The 18,862-nt window shown below is 56.0% G+C and carries 19 protein-coding genes; all 19 read left to right on the forward strand.

Annotated elements, in window-relative coordinates; genetic code table 11:
* Position 1 precedes the first annotated feature (1 nt).
* The gene (gene tagF / locus ACUY4S_RS10395) at positions 2-712 is read left to right on the forward strand and encodes a type VI secretion system-associated protein TagF (RefSeq protein WP_312689246.1); all 711 of its coding nucleotides are present in this window, start codon (positions 2-4) and stop codon (positions 710-712) included.
* A gap of 11 nt (positions 713-723) precedes the next feature.
* Positions 724-1,737, forward strand: coding sequence for a type VI secretion system protein TssA (gene tssA / locus ACUY4S_RS10400; protein ID WP_458021936.1), 1,014 nt, complete (start codon positions 724-726; stop codon positions 1,735-1,737).
* Positions 1,738-1,811: 74 nt separating this feature from the next.
* On the forward strand, positions 1,812-2,336 hold the full coding sequence (tssB, locus tag ACUY4S_RS10405) for a type VI secretion system contractile sheath small subunit (protein WP_016495653.1): 525 nt from the start codon (positions 1,812-1,814) through the stop codon (positions 2,334-2,336).
* Positions 2,337-2,339: 3 nt separating this feature from the next.
* Positions 2,340-3,842 carry a type VI secretion system contractile sheath large subunit gene (gene tssC / locus ACUY4S_RS10410; RefSeq protein WP_312689250.1) on the forward strand — a complete coding sequence of 501 codons (1,503 nt, stop codon included), beginning with the start codon at positions 2,340-2,342 and terminating at the stop codon, positions 3,840-3,842.
* Positions 3,843-3,908: 66 nt separating this feature from the next.
* A complete protein-coding gene (locus ACUY4S_RS10415) occupies positions 3,909-4,346 on the forward strand; it encodes a Rap1a/Tai family immunity protein (RefSeq protein ID WP_458021934.1) in 438 nt (145 codons plus the stop codon).
* A gap of 54 nt (positions 4,347-4,400) precedes the next feature.
* Positions 4,401-4,907: a type VI secretion system amidase effector protein Tae4 gene (locus tag ACUY4S_RS10420; RefSeq protein ID WP_312689254.1), complete on the forward strand. Its 507-nt coding sequence runs from the start codon at positions 4,401-4,403 to the stop codon at positions 4,905-4,907.
* The gene (locus ACUY4S_RS10425) at positions 4,904-5,332 is read left to right on the forward strand and encodes a T6SS amidase immunity protein Tai4 family protein (RefSeq protein ID WP_312689503.1); all 429 of its coding nucleotides are present in this window, start codon (positions 4,904-4,906) and stop codon (positions 5,330-5,332) included. Before ACUY4S_RS10420 ends, ACUY4S_RS10425 begins: the two co-directional genes overlap by 4 nt.
* A 196-nt stretch (positions 5,333-5,528) precedes the next feature.
* Complete coding sequence (locus ACUY4S_RS10430; RefSeq protein WP_017457017.1) at positions 5,529-6,011, forward strand: Hcp family type VI secretion system effector; 483 nt, start codon at positions 5,529-5,531, stop codon at positions 6,009-6,011.
* A 49-nt stretch (positions 6,012-6,060) separates the two neighbouring features.
* Entirely contained in the window at positions 6,061-6,516 is a 456-nt protein-coding gene (locus ACUY4S_RS10435) for a DUF5675 family protein (RefSeq protein WP_312689261.1), read from the forward strand.
* A 4-nt stretch (positions 6,517-6,520) separates the two neighbouring features.
* A complete protein-coding gene (locus tag ACUY4S_RS10440; RefSeq protein ID WP_458021931.1) occupies positions 6,521-7,189 on the forward strand; it encodes a hypothetical protein in 669 nt (222 codons plus the stop codon).
* Between the two features lie 49 nt (positions 7,190-7,238).
* Positions 7,239-8,075, forward strand: coding sequence for a lysozyme inhibitor LprI family protein (locus tag ACUY4S_RS10445; protein ID WP_458021929.1), 837 nt, complete (start codon positions 7,239-7,241; stop codon positions 8,073-8,075).
* A gap of 145 nt (positions 8,076-8,220) precedes the next feature.
* Entirely contained in the window at positions 8,221-10,026 is a 1,806-nt protein-coding gene (tagH, locus tag ACUY4S_RS10450) for a type VI secretion system-associated FHA domain protein TagH (protein ID WP_312689267.1), read from the forward strand.
* Positions 10,023-10,817 (forward strand): PP2C family protein-serine/threonine phosphatase, encoded by a 795-nt coding sequence (locus ACUY4S_RS10455; RefSeq protein WP_312689269.1) that lies wholly within the window; start codon positions 10,023-10,025, stop codon positions 10,815-10,817. The genes tagH and ACUY4S_RS10455 overlap by 4 nt, the downstream gene beginning before the upstream one ends.
* 20 nt (positions 10,818-10,837) lie before the next feature.
* Positions 10,838-11,818 (forward strand): hypothetical protein, encoded by a 981-nt coding sequence (locus ACUY4S_RS10460; protein WP_458021927.1) that lies wholly within the window; start codon positions 10,838-10,840, stop codon positions 11,816-11,818.
* Between the two features lie 9 nt (positions 11,819-11,827).
* Complete coding sequence (locus ACUY4S_RS10465; protein ID WP_458021925.1) at positions 11,828-12,640, forward strand: type VI secretion system accessory protein TagJ; 813 nt, start codon at positions 11,828-11,830, stop codon at positions 12,638-12,640.
* The gene (tssE, locus tag ACUY4S_RS10470) at positions 12,633-13,202 is read left to right on the forward strand and encodes a type VI secretion system baseplate subunit TssE (protein WP_312689273.1); all 570 of its coding nucleotides are present in this window, start codon (positions 12,633-12,635) and stop codon (positions 13,200-13,202) included. The genes ACUY4S_RS10465 and tssE overlap by 8 nt, the downstream gene beginning before the upstream one ends.
* A 2-nt stretch (positions 13,203-13,204) precedes the next feature.
* Entirely contained in the window at positions 13,205-15,076 is a 1,872-nt protein-coding gene (tssF, locus tag ACUY4S_RS10475; RefSeq protein ID WP_312689275.1) for a type VI secretion system baseplate subunit TssF, read from the forward strand.
* Positions 15,073-16,116, forward strand: a complete 1,044-nt coding sequence (gene tssG / locus ACUY4S_RS10480) for a type VI secretion system baseplate subunit TssG (RefSeq protein WP_312689277.1) — start codon at positions 15,073-15,075, stop codon at positions 16,114-16,116. The genes tssF and tssG overlap by 4 nt, the downstream gene beginning before the upstream one ends.
* Positions 16,117-16,223: 107 nt before the next feature.
* Positions 16,224-18,839 carry a type VI secretion system ATPase TssH gene (gene tssH, locus ACUY4S_RS10485; RefSeq protein ID WP_458021923.1) on the forward strand — a complete coding sequence of 872 codons (2,616 nt, stop codon included), beginning with the start codon at positions 16,224-16,226 and terminating at the stop codon, positions 18,837-18,839.
* Positions 18,840-18,862: the final 23 nt, after the last annotated feature.

Genomic DNA, 18,862 nt, shown 5'->3' on the forward strand with positions numbered 1-18,862 from the left:
AATGACTACGACTACTGCAATTAGTTGGTATGGAAAACTGCCCACTGCCGGTGACTTTTTACAGCGTCGCTTTCCGGACGCCCTGCAACGTCAGTGGTCTCACTGGTTTCAGGTGGGGCTGATGAGCTGGCAAACTGAGGATCAGCGTGCCAGTGACAGGCAGTTCAGCAATGCGCCGATCTGGAATTTTGTTGTCCCGCCGATGCTTGGAGGGCAGCAAGTGCAAATGGGCTGCTTATTACCCGGTCGTGACAGCGTCGGACGGCAATATCCGGTCTGCGCGCTGATGGCGATTAACCCGCTGGAGTGGACACCGCGCCATCTGGCGCAGGCGGGCGACTGGTACCAGCATCTTGGCCGCACGCTGTTGCATGCGGTGCGTAATGGCTACTCGCCGGAACAGCTGGACCAGGCACTATTGTCGATCCCGCCGGTGCAACTGCTGGAGCCGGAAACACGTTCAGAAATTCTGGATGTGATTGGTTATGAAGGTGACGGCGAAACGACCATTGGCTGGCGACAGGCCGCCGAGTGTTTTGATCCGCTGCGCCAGATCAGTTTCTGGTGGACCAACCGCAGTGACGGCTACCCGCTTTACACGCATGTGCATAGCGGGAATTTTACCGGTCAGTTATTCACGCTGCTGTTCGACCCGGCAGGCGGCGCAAGACCGGGTCGCCACGGACTTTATCCACCGATGTTTGAAGAGTAAGCAGGTAGCGGATGACGATTGAATCTTTACTGGCTCCGGTCACGGCGGAGCAGCCATGCGGCGAAAACCTGGAATACGATGCTGATTTTCTGGCAATGGAACAGGCGAGCCAGGGAAAAGCCGAACAGCAGTTTGGCAGCACCATTATTCCGGCAGAGCCGGCCGACTGGAACCGCGTAGAAAGCCTGGCGACCAACCTGCTGGAACGCACCAAGGACATTCGCGTAATGCTGGCGTTAACCCACGCGTGGACACGCCGCCGCGGGCTGGAAGGCTATGCAGACGGTCTGTTATTGCTGGGTCAGGCGCTGGCGCTGTACTGGGATCAACTGTGGCCATCGCTGAATGATGGCGGTGAGTTTGATCCGTTTTACCGCATTAACGCGCTGGCGGCGCTGAGTGATAAATCGGCACTCACCACCACGCTGCGCCAGTGCACACTGCTGCGCAGCAACGGTGATGAACTGAACCTCCGCGATGCGCAGGCCTTGCTGGACGGCAGCAAAACCGACTGTGCGGGTTATCCCGGCGGGCGGGTACGCCTGATTGACGAACTGACGCGCGGTGGCCAGCCCGGCATTGCTGCGGTCGGTCAAATTGAAGAGCGGCTGAAGACGATCCGTACATGGCTTCTGGAACAACTTGGCGAAAGCGGGGTACCGGAAATGGAACAGCTCCTGAAAACTGTCGGCACCATTACCGGTGCCAGCCGCGCCAGCCACGCCGACGCACCGCAGGAAACGGCAACGCAACCGCAGCCGACAACCAGCGCGCCCCAGCCAGTGGCCACGCCGCTGCCTGCCAGCGCTGACTGGCGCAGTGCGCAGGTGACGACCCGGGCGGACGCGCAACTGATGCTGGAAAAAGTGAAGCAATATTTCACCCAGCATGAGCCGAGCCATCCCGCACCGCTCATGATTGACCGCGTTCAGCGGCTGATCGAACTGGACTTTATGGAGATTATTCGCGATCTGGCGCCCGATGGCGTAAATCAACTGCAAAACATCTTTGGGCGTCAGGATTGACGCGAACCGAGTTATGACGGCAGGCGTCTTGCCTGGCCTCAAACCTTCACCGCGCATATTCGATGGAGAACATCATGGCAATAAGTAACAGTGGTCAGAAATTTATCGCACGTAACCGTGCGCCGCGCGTACAGATTGAATACGACGTGGAAGTCTATGGCGCGGAGCGCAAAATCCAGCTGCCGTTTGTGATGGGTGTAATGGCAGATCTGGTCGGCAAGCCGGTGGAAAATTTACCTTCTATTGAGGATCGTAAATTCCTTGAGATTGACGTCGACAACTTTGATGAACGCATGAAAGCGCTGAAACCGCGCGTTGCGTTCAACGTCGACAATACCCTGACCGGGGAAGGCCGCCTGAATGTCGATCTTACTTTCGATAGCATGGACGACTTCCTGCCAGATGCCGTGGCCCGCAAAGTTGAACCCCTCAATAAACTGCTGGAAGCGCGCACGCAGCTTTCTAACCTGCTGACCTATATGGACGGCAAAAACGGCGCTGAAGAGCTGATTGCCAAAGTGTTGCAGGATCCAACACTGCTGAAATCGCTCAGCCAGTTACCGAACAGTGAAGACAGTGCGCAAGGTAAAGAGGAGTAAACCATGAGCAATCCTTCTCAACTGCAAGAACAGCAGCAGGGCGCACAGGCCTTTAGCCAGGATGAATTTAGCGCGCTGCTGAGTAAAGAATTCCGCCCAAAAACCGATCAGGCACGTTCTGCGGTGGAAAGCGCGGTCAAAACCCTGGCGCAGCAGGCGCTGGAAAATACCGTCACCTTTTCTAACGACACGTACCGCACTATTCAGAATCTGATTGCCGGTATTGATGAAAAGCTGTCACAGCAGATCAACCAGATTATTCACCATGAAGACTTCCAGAAACTGGAAAGCGCCTGGCGTGGCCTGAGCCACCTGGTGAACAATACTGAAACTGACGAGATGCTGAAAATCCGCTTTATGAGCATCACCAAGCAGGAACTGGGTCGTAACCTGAAACGCTATAAAGGCGTGGGCTGGGATCAAAGTCCGCTGTTCAAGAAAATCTACGAAGAAGAATATGGCCAGTTCGGTGGTGAACCGTTTGGCTGCCTGGTGGGCGATTACTACTTCGACCACAGCCCGCAGGATGTTGAACTGCTGGGTGAAATGGCGCGTATCGGTGCGGCGGCACACTGCCCGTTCATTACCGGTACTGCCCCGAGCGTAATGCAGATGGAGTCCTGGCAAGAGCTGGCCAACCCACGCGACCTGACCAAAATTTTCCAGAACACCGAATACGCGGCATGGCGTTCGCTGCGTGAATCGGAAGATGCCCGCTATCTGGGACTGGTGATGCCACGCTTCCTCTCGCGCTTACCTTACGGCATTCGCACTAACCCGGTTGACAGCTTCGACTTTGAAGAAGAAACCGATGGTGCAAACCACAACAACTATTCGTGGGCAAATGCCGCCTATGCGATGGCGACCAACATCAACCGCTCCTTTAAAGAGTACGGCTGGTGTACGTCGATTCGCGGTGTGGAATCCGGTGGTGCGGTAGAAAACCTGCCGTGTCACACCTTCCCGAGCGATGACGGCGGCGTGGACATGAAATGTCCGACCGAGATTGCCATCAGCGATCGTCGTGAAGCGGAACTGGCGAAAAACGGCTTTATGCCGCTGATCCACCGCAAAAACTCCGACTTTGCCGCCTTTATTGGCGCGCAGTCGCTGCAAAAACCAACGGAATACCATGATGCCGATGCCACTGCTAACGCGCGTCTGGCGTCCCGTCTGCCGTATCTGTTCGCCTGCTGCCGCTTTGCGCATTACCTGAAGTGCATCGTTCGCGACAAAATCGGTTCTTTCCGTGAGCGTGACGAAATGGAACGCTGGCTGAACGACTGGGTCATGAACTATGTCGATGGCGATCCGGCGAACTCCTCCCAGGAAACTAAAGCCCGTAAACCGCTGGCGGCGGCAGAAGTGCAGGTACAGGAGATCGAAGATAATCCGGGTTACTACGCGGCCAAATTCTTCCTGCGTCCGCACTATCAGCTGGAAGGGCTGACCGTGTCACTGCGTCTGGTGTCCAAACTGCCTTCGCTGAAGACCAAAGAGGCGTAATCACGCCAGGTCGCAGACCGTCAACGTCTGCGACCTGCGTTATTTTCAGTAACAAAGGGAAAGGTGATGAAAATAAGCCGTGTGTTAGCGGGCAGTCTGTTGGTGGTATCGACCCTGGTTGCCGGGCAAACAAAAGTTTACGAATATCCGCGCGCAGAGTCGTTGCCCGAAGACGACACAGCCGTGTTCCAGCGCGATCCGGCATTGTTAAGCAGCCAGGATCTGCATATGAGCGGCGAGCGCTTTTTGAATGCCTGGACCTCAAAAACCAACGAACGTGAACGCATCAAAGCCGATCTTTATCTGCAAGGTGTCCTGGATACCACGGAAGGAACGGTGTGGTGTGGCTACAACCGCTTAAAAACCACCAGCATCCATGAAGTGGTGTACAGCTATTTCAGCCATCTTTCGCCGCAGCGCCTGCAACAGACGCGCGCCACGGTATTAATTCTCGAAGCGATGACGCAGCAGGGTACGGGTCATTGCCCGCGCAATAAGCCCTAGCACAGACATAACGATTTTGGCCCGTCAAACTCATCTACCAGAAGGAAAGTGATAATGAGCAACAGACCATCATTTGTCGCCGCTTGGGGCGCCGCTGCACAAATCTACGATCCTCAGGATCCGTTAAGCAAAGTGAAAAATACCATTGGCGGCAAAGTGCGCACCAATTTTGAAATTCCGGAAAGCGAAGGCGGCTGGGTAAACAGTTGCGCAGTACGCATGAGTTATGTGCTCAATTATACCGGGTACCCGGTTCCCCGTATCAATGGGCTGACCGTGTCGGGCGCGGATAAAAAATGGTATTTCTTTCGCGTTCAGGACGTTATTGACTGGCTGACCCGACAGTGGGGAAAACCGGATTTAATTGTTAGTTATCCTTCGCTGCCGGTAGAAAAACTGCAAAATAAAAAAGGTATTATTTTATTTTCGGTGAAGGGATGGAGTGATGCCGCAGGCCACGCCACCTTCTGGAATGGATTAACCTGCTCCGACCATTGCTACTTTAATGCGCCGGACACGAATTACACGACAACCAAAGCCAGTTTTTGGGAGTTACCATGAGACACGTATATTTCGGTGCGCTGCTGATGTGCTGCAGTTCATTAGCCAGTGCGGCGACGGATTCGATGGCTTTTGTCAAAGAGATGCCTTACCGGCAGGTGGTCAAAGATATGGTGCTGGCGCGCTGTATCGCCCAGGTTTCGGAGCCAAATTCCGCCTATTCGCTGGATGCAGCGCGCAGCGCAAATGCGCTCAGGGAATGGGTGCCATTTGATATTGAAAATGGCAATGAAAAAATTAATGCATTAATCAACAAATTCAAGAATATTCCCAATCAGTTCCACACAGAGAGCGCGCAAAATGTGAAGGGCGTAACCCTCAATTGCCTGCGTCTGTATCACAGCGCGGAACTCGATACGTTAGCAAAAGACGTTTTAGTGAAAGATCCTGATCACACCTGGAATCAGGATAATGCGAATCCGTAATTAAGACTGGTAATGACGGAATGAATTCTTTCCCTCATCCGAGGGGATGAGTATTTCTGAATGGATATATTATCTATCCGGAAATAATAGAGGCAGAGGTAAAATATGGACGGTTTTATTCGGCCCCATGCTTACCCGTTTGCCATATAAGCGCTTTTTCGAAAGCAATATTTATCATTAACGAAGAGTAAATATTATGGCTATTGATATGTTTCTGAAGGTCGATGGAGTTACGGGTGAATCTAAAGATTCAAACCACACCGGCTGGACTGATATCACATCTTTTTCCTGGGGTGCTTCTCAACCGGGAAACATGAGCGTTGGCGGTGGCGGCGGTGCCGGTAAAGTCAATTTCAACGACCTGCATGTTAACGCACTCATTGATAAATCCACGACGGCAATCCTGAAACACTGCGCAAGCGGTAAACACCTGACCAAAGTTGAACTGTCCGTGTGCAAAGCAGGCGGCCAGCAGGTTGAATATGCGCGCATCACGCTGGAAGACGTGCTGGTGACTTCTGTTCAGTACACCGGTGCTGACAACGGCGACACCGTAGGCGTGACCTATGCATTCCAGGCTGCGAAAGTGAAACAGCAGTACTGGGAGCAGTCTTCTTCCGGCGGTAAAGGTGCTGAAACCAGCGCTGGCTGGAACATCAAAGAAAACAAAGAAGCGTAAGCACGTATGGCGATCCCGCAAGGGATCGCTACTCTTTTTGGGATCGGCTATGGCTAACTATCTTATTTCTGTAAAACGCCTCTGGGAAACCAATAACTCCACCATTTCGACGTACGAAATCTCTGGCAGCACCATTAAAGGTTATTTTTTGGAGCGTCCCGGACCGGACACCACGGCTTCAGGCCAGCTAAAACGGATACCAGAAGGTTCTTACCGCCTGAAATGGCACAACTCGAACATTTCAACCGTGCAGGCGCACAACCCGGTACCACTGCTCTACAATGCGGATGTACCGCAATCGCGTTATATTCTGATCCACAACGGCAACTACCCTTACAACACAGAGGGATGCCTGCTGATCGGCAGCTCCAAAGGTACCGATTTTGTCGGGGGCAGCGTGCCAAAACTCACTGAGTTAAAAACATTTCTGACCGAGCAAGGGATTGAGAACTTTACGCTGATGATCACCTCCTGCTATGTCACCTGTAACAACCAGAACGGTTAAGGCTATGCTAAAACGAATCATTATGCTGATGCTGTGCGCGGCTTGCGCATTACCGGCGATGGCCGCTCAGACCCTGAAAAATGGCGTATTGCAGGCCTACTGGTTGCCGGTATGGAATAACGAAGGGACGAAAAGCACCGCTGAATTAAAGTACCGCTACTTCGTGCTTACCCCCGCCGGCAAGGTGGATAAAGTCATTAATGTCACCTTTGCCGATAATGACGCCATCGTTAAACGTGCGTTTTCTCAGTTACCGCCTTCCTTTATGAAATATTCGGAAGGGCATGCAGAGCAGGCCGGTCAGCTCACTATCGACGGGTTGAAGGCGCAACCGGAGTGCGATCGCCATCTCTACAGCGCAAAAGCGGTGAAATTTACCCCGACTGCGGGGCAGGCACCGGTAAAAAACCTCGAAACAGCGGCCGGGTGCGAAGCCTATCCATGGGCGGTGACCTATACACTGAAAACGGGCCTTGCCGATCAACATTTCAAGCAACAGCCCGAGGCAACGGCAAAAGATTTACAGCCCGTTTTGCCGGAGCAACCTCTGATTAAAATTGAAACTGTCGACGGTGACTGGATCCGCGCCGCCGTCCTGGATCAAAGCAAAAGTGACCTTATCGGCGAACCGCAGGGTTACCTGCGTTTAGAGACATTACAGCCAGTCAACTGAGTCACGACGTGACATCTGAAGAATTACCGGTCGAGGAAAAACACAAAAAATGCCCGGATGCGCAAACACCTTCACACAGCAAATTACGCCGCTGACCCTGGTCGCGGCACTTTTCACCACCTTGATGACAAACGCCGTTGCCGCGACACCCGCCGAAGGGATTCAGGGGCAGTGGCGTATTGTTAGCGTCAACACCGATCAGCGCGCCACGACCTATCCCGTCATTAAATATAATGATCCACGGTTAGTAGGGCGTGTGCTGAGTTTCAGCCAGGATGCCATTCGTGGCGACACGGGCGAGGACATGGAATGCCTGCAACCCTCATACACTGCGCAGCCAGAAATGACACTGAATGCGGCCATCCAGCAGACCTCCGGCGAACATAATGACGAACCCGTTACTCCAGTGGCTGAAGATTATGAGCTGAAGATCCCTGGTGGACAAAAAATCACGCCACTGCTGGTCAGCTGTAAACAGGGCATGTTCGGAGAGGATGGCGTGGTGATGAAAAACTGGATTGCGTACGTCTCCCCCGACCGGTTGATTACAAATGGGTCAGAAAACGGTTATTTAATGTTGCAACGGGTAAAACCGGGTGAAAAAACCGCGCCGAGTTTTTCATGTAACGCTAAGCTAAGCACCGTTGAAAAAACCATTTGCGACAGTGATGAACTCTCCGCCTGGGATCGCAGCGTGACCGACGCCTGGCAAACCTGGTTGCTTGAGCAAAAAGAGGTCCAGCCGGAAGATAAAACATCCATTGGTGCCATGAAAACGGCGCAGCGCAACTGGCTGGCGAAACGTAATCAGTGCCAGAGCGATACCGACTGCCTGAAGAAAGTGATGCGCGCGCGCGTCTCTGAGATCATGGAAAAGGTTTATTAGCCGGTCGGGAAAGTAAGAACAGGTTTTGACCCGGCGCAAACGTGCCGGGTTACGCCGCCACCGTTAATGCTTGTTGTTGTCAAACGCAGCCGCTTTTGCCAAAACGGCGCCGTTTGAGTGCACATAACTCCAGCAGGAATACGCGATGCGATTCACAATTATTACCAGTAAACCCGGTCATCAGCCGCCGCAAAGCCGCTGCGACTTTTACCCTCCGGGCGGCACCATTGGCCGCGGCACTGATAACAATCTGGTGTTGCCGGATAATGACCGTTCTATTTCACGCCTGCAGGCTATTGTTCATATCGCCGGAAATGGCGAATGCCGTGTCACTAACCGTGGCAATGTCACGCGTGTGGTATTGAACGATATTCCCCTGGAGCGTGGTCGTCAGGTTGAACTCCAGGATGGCGACATTCTGGGCATCGACGAATACCGCATTGAAGTTACCGACCTGATTCAGGATACGCAGCCCGTAAGCCGTATGGCGGCCAGCATGCAGGCGGAGCTGTTCCCGCCGCCGGTACAGCAGGCAAAACCAGCGCCTGCCGCGCCTGCGCAGAACAAAGCGGGTGATAACGCCCCTGCGTCGGTGCCGACCGAAATCTGGGACAGCCTGATGCAGGAGTTTTCCATCTCTGACAGCATCTCCAGCAGCCGTGCGAAGCAGGCCGAGCCGCAGAATCTGAACCCGTTTGCCGCCCCGAAAGAGCCGGAGCGTAATCCGGAAGATCCGCTCGCTCTGCTGAACAACAATGAGCCGCTGGTGAGCCCGAAATCACTGGCGTCCGATCAACTGTTCAATGACGAGCAGTTGTTTAAAAACGACAGCATCTTTAATGACGCTACGCCGTCGACGCTGGTACCGCCCGTGGAGCCCGCAAAGCCATCCTACGCACCTGCGCCGGAGCAGGATGAACTGGATCCACTGGCATTGTTTGGTGGCAGCGGCGGAGCGGTGTCTCAAACACGCAGCGATGATCCGCTGGGCCTGCTGAGTGGTGCGGTACCGCTGGCTAATGCGGATGAAATCGGCCAGGCCAAACAGCCTGCGCAGCCCATTATTACCGATCCGACTACGGTGGAAGCTCCGCAGCCGCCGCAGCAGCCGATCATTACGGAACTGACGACCGAAGCGCTGACCGGAACGCCGTTGTTTGCAGAAGAGGAACCTGTCGCTGCGCCGGAAGAGCCGCAGGATTATGCCGGCATTACCTTGCCGACGCCGCAGGCGGTGCAGCGCAGTGCTGCGCAGACGCCGAAAGGGCGTCTGCGCATTGACCCGGTACAAAGCAACATGGCGCAAAGCCCCAGCAGCGGTGACAGTGGTGATGTGCTGAAAGGTGAATTGCTGGACGCGTTGCTCGAAGGGATGGGGCTGGGCGATATGCAGCCGGTGCCGCAGTTTGATAAAGAGAATATGCGTCAGTTTGGCCAGATGTTGAGCATGTTCTCGCAGGGTACGGTGGCGTTGCTCTCTTCACGCTCGATCCTGAAACGTGGCGTCAAAGCAGACATGACCATGGTGCTGGACGATGCCAACAACCCGTTCAAATTGCTGCCCTCGGGCAAAACCGTGTTGATGCAGATGTTCGGCAACCGTATGCCGGGCTTTATGCCGCCGAAAAAATCCGTCCGCGATGCGCTGATCGACTTGCAGGCGCACCAACTGGGGATGATCTCCGGCATTCGCGCCATTATTGCCGCCATGTTGCAGTCGTTTAACCCCGAGCAACTGGAAGAAGACGCCAGACGCGACGGTGCCATTGCACGGCTTGGCATGCTGTCGAACCGTAAAGCGGCGCTGTGGGATTACTTTGTGCGGACCTATTCGCAAACCGCCGGTGAGATTGATGATGACTTCCATACCCTGTTCGGGGAAGCGTTCCTTCACGCTTATGATATGGAGGTTAACCAGTACAAAGACTCACAAAGCGGATCGGAAGAATGAATATCAGCACCGCCTCCATATCCAGACAAGGTGAGCGTGCCAGCAATCAGGATCAGACCGGTGAAACGATTGGTGAGCGTGCCGCCTGCTTTGTGGTTTGCGACGGCATCGCCGGCTTGCCGGGCGGTGACGTGGCGGCTGCACTGGCGCGTAATGCCATCATCACGCAATTCGATGGCGACGAGCATTTGAATGCGCAGTACATTCGCCGCTACATCAACGAGGCGAACCGCGCCATCCGCGAAGAACAAAAAGCGGTGCAGGATTATCACCGCATGGGCACCACCATGGTCAGCCTGTTTATCGACAGGGATTACAAACTGGCCTACTGGGCGCATGCGGGCGATAGCCGCCTGTACCTGTTCCGTCGCGGCTGGTTGTATCATGTCACCACCGATCACAGCCTGGTTCAGCAGATGAAAGATGCGGGCCACCAGACGGAAGGCATCAACGGCAACTTGCTCTATTTTGCGCTCGGTCTTGGTGAAGATGAGCGTGAGCCAAGCTACAGCGACGTGGTGCCGATCGAAGATGGCGATGCCTTTCTGTTGTGTACCGACGGTTTCTGGCACGGTGTAACCGAAGAGCAGATGCAGCAATCCCTGCATATGGTCAATACGCCAGATGAATGGCTGACCTTAATGAATCAACTCCTGCTGAAAAACGGTGTCGGGGCGCAGACCCAGCAGGATAACTATAGCGCCGTAGCGGTGTGGATGGGCACGCCTCAGGAGACGACGCTATTGCATTCGCTCTCTGAGGCGGCGCAGTTTTTCCCTCTTCGTGATTGATACAGCTTACAAGGACTTTTATGAAACTTTGGCTACCGGGTCTGGCGCTGCTTGCCGTATGTGGCAGCGTCCATGCAGAAAATTTCCGCATCGCGCAATCGCCGTCACAAAAACTGGATGTCTGGATCGACAACATCGCGGATAACACGCCAAAAAGCTGGTGCGCCCGTGAACTGCCGCTGCGTATTGTTGCCAACGGCGACAAAAAACCGTCCGTACTGAACAACTTCTTACCGCGTCTCGGCACGCTGCTGGAAAACCAGTGCGGCACCCTGACGCAGGTGCGCTGGAAGCTGACCGATGCGCAGGGCGCAACGCTGGCGGAAGGGACGGCAGACAAAGCGAAAGAGTGGGCCGTGGTCGTCACGCCTGGCGCAACGTCATCCACGAATACTTCGACGACACTGACTCCGCCGGCCGGCCGTGCTGAAGATCTCTCCCCGCTGGCTAACCGCGCGCCATGGCAAGAGTTCACTTTGCAGGATGGTTGCCATTTACGCACCTTCTGGCAGGGCGACGCCAACGCACCCGCGCTGTTTATTCCGGCCAAAGAAGACGGTAAATGCGAAAAAGGCGGCTGGCTTAACGGGCGCAGCGATGTGACACAACTGAGTAATGGCGTGGAAAAGAAAACCACCATGACCTTTGTGCACGGTTTCCCGGTGAGCGGCCTGAGTGAAAGCGCCGATGCCGACCGTCTGCTGATCACCACCGTGAACAATGAGCGCATGGTCGTCAGCGAAGGCACCCTGGCGCAAAGCTGGATGATCCTGCCTTATGTGCAAAGCTTGAATGGCTGGAAAGCCAACGGTACGGTGGCGGTAGAAATCTCCCGTGATGTTGCCAGTGATGAAACCCGTCTGCGCGCGCGCATTGATGAAGTCCGTAAAGTGTGGGCGCCGTGGTTCGAGCCGGGTACCCGCCTCAATATTCTGCTGATTGATTCGCTGCATCCGCAGCTGCGCGACCCGGCGGTCGGGAAGTACAGAACCCTGAACTAAGGAGCGGCGATGAACACTCTGATGCAACAACTGGCCGGCGAATCGCTGCAGGAGAGTCTGGCGAAGCTGGAAAGCCGTATCCGTAGCCAGCCGGGCGACGCTGACTTACGGGCGGCCTTTGCGCAAATGCTGTGCCTCGACGCTAACTGGTCGCGGGCACTGGCGCAGCTAAAGAGCTGGGCCGCGCTTAAGCCGCAGGCACAGCCGACCGTCACGCTACTTGAGCAGGCGATCAATGGCGAGCGCCAGCGTGAAGAGGTGCTGGCGGGGCGCGCGCGTCCGGTCACGCCGGAGCAGCAGTGGCCGTGGCTGGCAGGAATGATTGCCTCGCTCGATCCGCACGCCAGCGAACCCGGTGCGCAGCGCGACGCCGCGCTGGCAGAGGCGGAAGCAAACCCCGGGCAACTGACCACGCAGGATGGGCAAACGCTGGCTTTTGACTGGCTAATGGATGGCGACAGCCGGTTTGGCCCGGTCTGCGAGGCGATTGTCAACGGCCGCTATTTCTGGCTACCGTTCAGTGCGATTTCCGCTATGCAGTTCCAGCCACCCGCCAGCGTCACTGACCTGGTCTGGCGCCACACGCTGGTGCGTTTGCAGGATGGCAGCGAGCAAGTGTGCCAGATCCCGGCCCGCTATCCGGTGGATCACGGCACGGATGATCGCTTTAAACTCAGTCGCGTCACCGAATGGCAGACCCTGCCGGGCGATCTGCCGCACTACCTCGGTATGGGGCAAAAAGTGTGGCTTAACGACAGTGTTGAGTTCCCGGTGCTGGATCTGGCAACGGTCAGTTTTACTGCGGAAGCCGCGCATGAGTAATTCTGCTCAGGATCAGGATAGCGATCTGCTGCGCAGCGGCTGGCGTTCGCGCCGTGGCAAAGAGACTGTCGGCGCGCGCGATAAGATGCAGCCGTCGCTGTTAGATCGTCTGACGGATGATGCGCCCGATAAAGTGCAGGAGCCGGTGAACAGCAACCTGATTTCGCATTCGGCGTTGCGCCGCCACGTGCTGCGCGATCTGCAATGGCTGTTTAACACCATCAATAATGAAGCACAGCAGGATCTCAGCGGATTCGATGAAGTTCGCCGCTCGGTGGTTAATTTTGGTGTCTCGCCGCTGGCGGGAAAACGGATGTCTGATATCGAGTGGCAGGACATTCAGCGCAAACTTACCGACGCGATTTTGCACTTTGAACCGCGCATTCTGCCGCAGGGGCTGCAGGTGCGCTGTGTTTCCGACACCCAGTCGCTGGATCTGCATAACGTATTGTCCATTGAGATCAAAGGCCGCCTCTGGTGTGTGCCTTATCCGCTGGAGTTCCTGTTTCGTACCGATGTGGATCTGGAAAACGGGCATTTCGAGTTGAAAGACGCGGGGTAACGATGGAAAGCAAATTACTGGAGTACTACAACCGCGAACTGGCCTGGCTGCGCGAAATGGGGCAGGAGTTCGCCGGACGTTACCCGAAAGTGGCGGGTCGTCTTGGCATGCGCGGAATGGATGTTGCCGATCCCTACGTTGAACGGTTGATGGAAGGTTTTGCTTTTCTGACCTCCCGCGTGCAACTGAAAATGGATGCCGAGTTTCCACGCTTCTCTCAGCGTTTGCTGGAAATGGTGGCCCCAAATTACCTGGCCCCCACACCTTCAATGGCGATTGCGGAACTGCAGCCGGACAGCGCAAAAGGGGATTTGAGTAAAGGGTTTGTGGTGCCGCGCGGCACCATGATGGACAGCCAGGTGATGAAAAAGAACGGCGTCACCTGCAGCTACACCACCGCCCACGATGTAACGTTACTGCCGCTGACCATTTCGCAGGTAGAGCTTGGCGGCGTACCCGCCGATCTACCGCTGGCACAGGTAGGAATGAGCCAGCGTGGCGCACAGAGTGCACTGCGTATACGCGTCAGTTGCGATGGCCCAGTGAACCTCAGCCATCTTGATTTTGACCGCCTGGAACTGTTCCTTAGCGGGCCCGATATGCAGGCGCTGAAGTTGCTGGAACTGTTGATGGGTCACCAGGTTGGGATCCTGTGTCAGGCGAACGGGCAAAAAACGCCTCCGCTGGTGCTGGCGGACGATGCGCTGCGCCAGGAAGGTTTCAGCCCGGATCAGGCGTTGTTACCGGATGATTTACGCAACTTTGATGGTTACCGCCTGTTGCAGGAGTACTTTGCTTTCCCGTCGCGTTTTCTCTTTATCAGCCTGCAAGGACTACGCCCGATGCTGGCGCAAAGCGGCGAAGCCAGTGCTTTCGATATTGTCATTTTACTCGACAAAGCGGATGGCCAACTGGAGCGGGTGGTCGATAAAAACCACCTGGCGTTGCACTGCACGCCAGTGGTTAACCTGTTCCCGAAGGTGGCAGAACGGCAGAAACTCAGCGACAACCAGCATGAATATCACCTTGTGGTGGATAACATCCGCCCGTTGGATTATGAAATCTATGCGGTGAACAAAATTCACGCCAGCGTGGATGGTCAGCGTGACGAACAAACCTTTCGCCCGTTCTGGAGCAGCTGGAGCCAGGATAATGGCAACTATGGTGCCTATTTTTCTCTGCGCCGGGAGCAGCGTTCGCTGTCTGAGCGGGCGCAGCGCTACGGTACCCGCACTGGCTACATTGGTTCAGAAGTCTTTGCCTCGCTGGTGGATGAACAGCATGCGCCGTGGCGCGACGACCTACGCTACATCACGGCTGAAGTGCTATGTACCAGCCGCGATCTGCCGCTGATGCTGCAACAGGACATCGGCCATTTTGTGATGCCGGATTCGCTGCCAGTCAAATCGCTGCAGTTGCGTAAAGGTCCGACGCCGCCACGCCCGGCGCTGGCAGAAGGGCTGAGCACCTGGCGGCTGATCAGCCAGTTGCAAATGAACTATCTCAGCCTGATGGATGGTGAAGAGGGCGCGGGTGCTGCGGCTTTACGTCAGTTACTGGGGTTATATACCCGGCTGGCAGAAGCACCTGTCGCGCGGCAGATTGAAGGTGTGCGGCACTGTGTACTGGAGCCGGTACACCGCCGCGTTCCGGAACCGGGGCCGATTGTCTTTGCTCGCGGCATTGGTATTACGCTGACGGTCGATGAACAGGCGTTTTCCGGTTTTAGCCCGTATCTGTTTGGCAGCGTGCTGGAGCGGGTGTTCGCCCGGCTGGTCGGCATGAACAGCTTTACCGAATTTACGCTAAAAAGTCAGCAGCGCGGTGAAGTTGGCTACTGGCCGCCGCGTATGGGCAAAAGGGCGCTGATATGACAGAAACCGTCACCCATTTACCGGCCATCAGCCGGGCGAATGCGCTGCCGGAGGCGTTCTGGCAAAACGTGATGGCGACACCGTGGCGTTACGACCTGTTCACGTTGCTACGCCGGGTCGACGCACAGGGTGGCGAGCGTTATCCGCTCGGGCGCGCGCCGTTACCCCGTTTCGAATCTCTGCGCATTGGTCAGAAACCGTCGCTCGGTTTTGCACCGTCAACGCTGGCGGGGGTCAGCAAACGCCAGGATTCACCGCTGTATGACGTCTCAATCCTCAGTTTTGGTCTGTTTGGCCCGAATGGCCCGCTACCGATCCACCTGACCGAATATGCCAGCGAACGGATCGATCACCACCAGGATAACAGTCTGAGCGCGTTTGCCGACGTGTTTCATCACCGCCTGTCGTTGCTGTTTTATCGCGCCTGGGCCGATGCGCAGCCAACGGTGTCGCTCGACAGGCAGGACAATAAACGCTTTGAGCAGTACATTGCCTCGCTGGTGGGCATGGGGCAGCCCGGGCAGCTGGAAAAAGGCAGCCTCAGCGCCCATGCGCGCTTTGCGGTTGCCGGGCACCTGACCCGAAACGGGCGGGATCCGGAAGGGCTGGAGAAGATCCTGCGCAGCTACTTTAATGTGCCGGTACGTATTGTGGAAAACGTGCCGCAGTGGATGCCGCTCAGCGAACGCGAACGCGCCCGCCTGCAGGGGGGACGCCACGCGCCGCGGCTTGGCCAGTCGGCTTTTCTTGGTGAAGCGGTGCGCGATGTCTGTCATAAATTTCGCATTGAAATTGGCCCGTTGCCGGCAGAAACCTACAGCCGTTTTATGCCAGGGGAAAAGTATGTCACAGCCTTGCGCGACTGGGTTCGCCAGTATCTTGGCATTGAATACCAGTGGGCAGTAAAAGTGATTTTGCGCAGCGAAGATGTCGCGGGCGCAGCGCTGGGCGGCTCAGGTCGCCTGGGGTACAGCGCGTGGCTCGGTACGCAACCGCAGCCGCAAGCGCGTGGAGATTTGGTTTTCAGCCCGGAGGGGTAACCTTCGTCATCTGACTTATGCACAGCTTTCAGCGTGTTGTATTGCCACCCACCCGGCGGCAGCGCGAAGAGCGGCGTGCAAACTAACTATGAATAATGGATGAACTCATGTCAGAAATCAGCCGCGCCGTCCTGTTCGGCAAACTTGATACGTTGTTATTTACCTCGCTGGAAAGCGCCACCGCATTTTGCAAACTGCGTGGCAACCCGTATGTCGAACTGGTTCACTGGCTGCACCAACTGATGCAGCAGTCCGATGGCGACCTGCAACAGGTGATCCGTCACTTTTCACTCGACGAGCAGGCGTTAACCCGCGACATCGTCACCGCACTTGATAAACTGCCGCGTGGCGCCAGTTCCGTGTCTGATTTGTCGGAACATATTGATACCGCCGTAGAACGCGCCTGGGTATACGGCTCGCTGAAATATGGCGTTAACCGCATTCGCGGTGGCCATTTACTGGTCGGGATCCTGAAAACGTACAGTCTGGCAAATGTGCTCAAAGGCATTTCGTCGCAGTTTGAACGCGTTAGCGCCGATGCGCTGCTTGACCATTTCGACGCGATTTTTGCTGACAGCAAAGAGGCGCAGCAGTCCGTTGCCACTCTGGATGCCAACCCAGGTGCCGCACCGCAACAGCAGGGGACGCTGGCCCAGTACGGACAGGATCTCACCGCCCGCGCCCGCGACGGGAAAATTGATCCGGTGGTTGGACGTGACGAAGAGATCCGCCAGATGGTCGATATCCTGATGCGTCGTCGCCAGAACAACCCGTTACTGACCGGTGAGGCGGGGGTGGGTAAAACAGCGGTGGTGGAAGGCCTGGCGCTGCGCATTGCCGCAGTCGATGTGCCAGAGCCACTGGAAAATGTTCAACTTTGGCTGCTGGATATTGGCATGCTGCAGGCAGGCGCGGGCATGAAAGGCGAATTTGAAGCACGCCTGCAAGCCCTCATCAATGAAGTGCAGTCCAGCCCGACGCCGATAATTCTGTTTATCGATGAAATTCACACGCTGATCGGCGCGGGCGGCCAGCAGGGAACGGGTGATGCCGCTAACCTGTTGAAACCGGCGCTGGCGCGTGGTCAACTGCGCACCATTGGTGCCACCACCTGGGCGGAATATAAAAAATACATTGAGAAAGATCCGGCGCTGACCCGCCGCTTCCAGACGGTGCAGGTCATGGAGCCGGATGAAGAGAAAGCTGTATTGATGCTGCGCAGCACGGTGTCGGCGCTTGAAAAACACCATCGCGTACTGTTGCTGGACGAAGCCGTCGTTGCTGCTGTGAAACTGTCGCACCGATATATTCCGGCGCGCCAGTTACCGGACAAAGCCGTGGCACTGCTGGATACTGCCTGTGCGCGTGTGGCGGTCAGCCAGAGTTCGCCACCGCCGCAGCTGGAAGATTGCCTGCACCGTATTGCCGGGCTCGAGGTTGAGATTGAAATCGCCAACCGCGAGGCGAAAATGGCGGCAGGCGACAGCGAGCGCGTCGTGAAGCTGCAGGCGGAACTCACCGCTGTGGGTGTACAGCGTGACGAACTGACTCAACGCTGGGAACAGGAACAGGCGCTGGTGGATGCGATTATCGATCTGCGTGCGCAACTGCACAACGCACCGGAAGAGGCGCTGGCGGGCCTGCGTGAAACGCTGTCACAACAGCAGAGCGCCCTGCGCGCATTGCAGGGCGATGCGCCGTTGCTGTTTACTTCGGTAGATGCCAATGTGGTGGCGGCCGTGGTTTCGGACTGGACGGGCATCCCGCTTGGGCGAATGGTGAAAAACGAGATCGACGCGGTGCTGAAACTGGCCGATACGCTGAACGAACGCGTGATCGGTCAGCGCCATGGCCTGGAGCTGATTGCCAAACGCGTACGTACCTCGCGCGCCCGCCTTGACGATCCGAACAAACCGGTCGGCGTGTTTATGCTGTGCGGCCCATCCGGTGTAGGTAAAACCGAAACCGCGCTGGCGCTGGCGGAGTCGCTCTACGGCGGCGAGCAGAACGTCATCACGATTAACATGAGCGAGTTCCAGGAAGCGCATACCGTGTCGACGCTCAAAGGTGCGCCTCCGGGATACGTAGGTTACGGCGAAGGTGGGGTGTTAACCGAAGCCGTCCGCCGCCGTCCGTACAGCGTGGTGCTGCTCGATGAAATCGAAAAAGCGCACCCGGATGTGCATGAGATTTTCTTCCAGGTCTTTGATAAAGGCTGGATGGAAGATGGTGAAGGCCGCCATATTGATTTCCGCAATACCATTATTATTCTGACGTCAAATGTGGGAACTGAACTTATCACCGCAATGTGCGCCGATCCGGAACTGATGCCAGAGCCCGATGCGTTGCGCGATGCGCTGCGCCCGCCGTTGTTGCAGGTGTTCCCGCCTGCGCTGCTCGGTCGTCTGCTGGTGGTGCCGTACTATCCGCTGAGCGATGAGATGCTGGCGTTGATTGTGCGCCTGCAACTGAAACGTATTCAGCGGCGGCTGCAAGATAACCACGGTATTGTGTCGGAGATTGATGACAGCGTGGTTGAACAGATTGTTCAGCGCTGTACCGAAGTTGAATCGGGCGGCCGTATGGTGGACGCCATCCTTACTAACACTCTGCTGCCGCTGATGAGTCAGCTATTACTCGATGCCAGCGCCCGCGACGAGCAATATAAGCGTTTGCGTGTCACGTTCGAGCAGGGTGAGTTTCACTGTCAGTTTGCGGCGTAAAGCCATTATCAAGAGAGTTTTCC

This window comes from Kosakonia beeri (assembly GCF_054165705.1).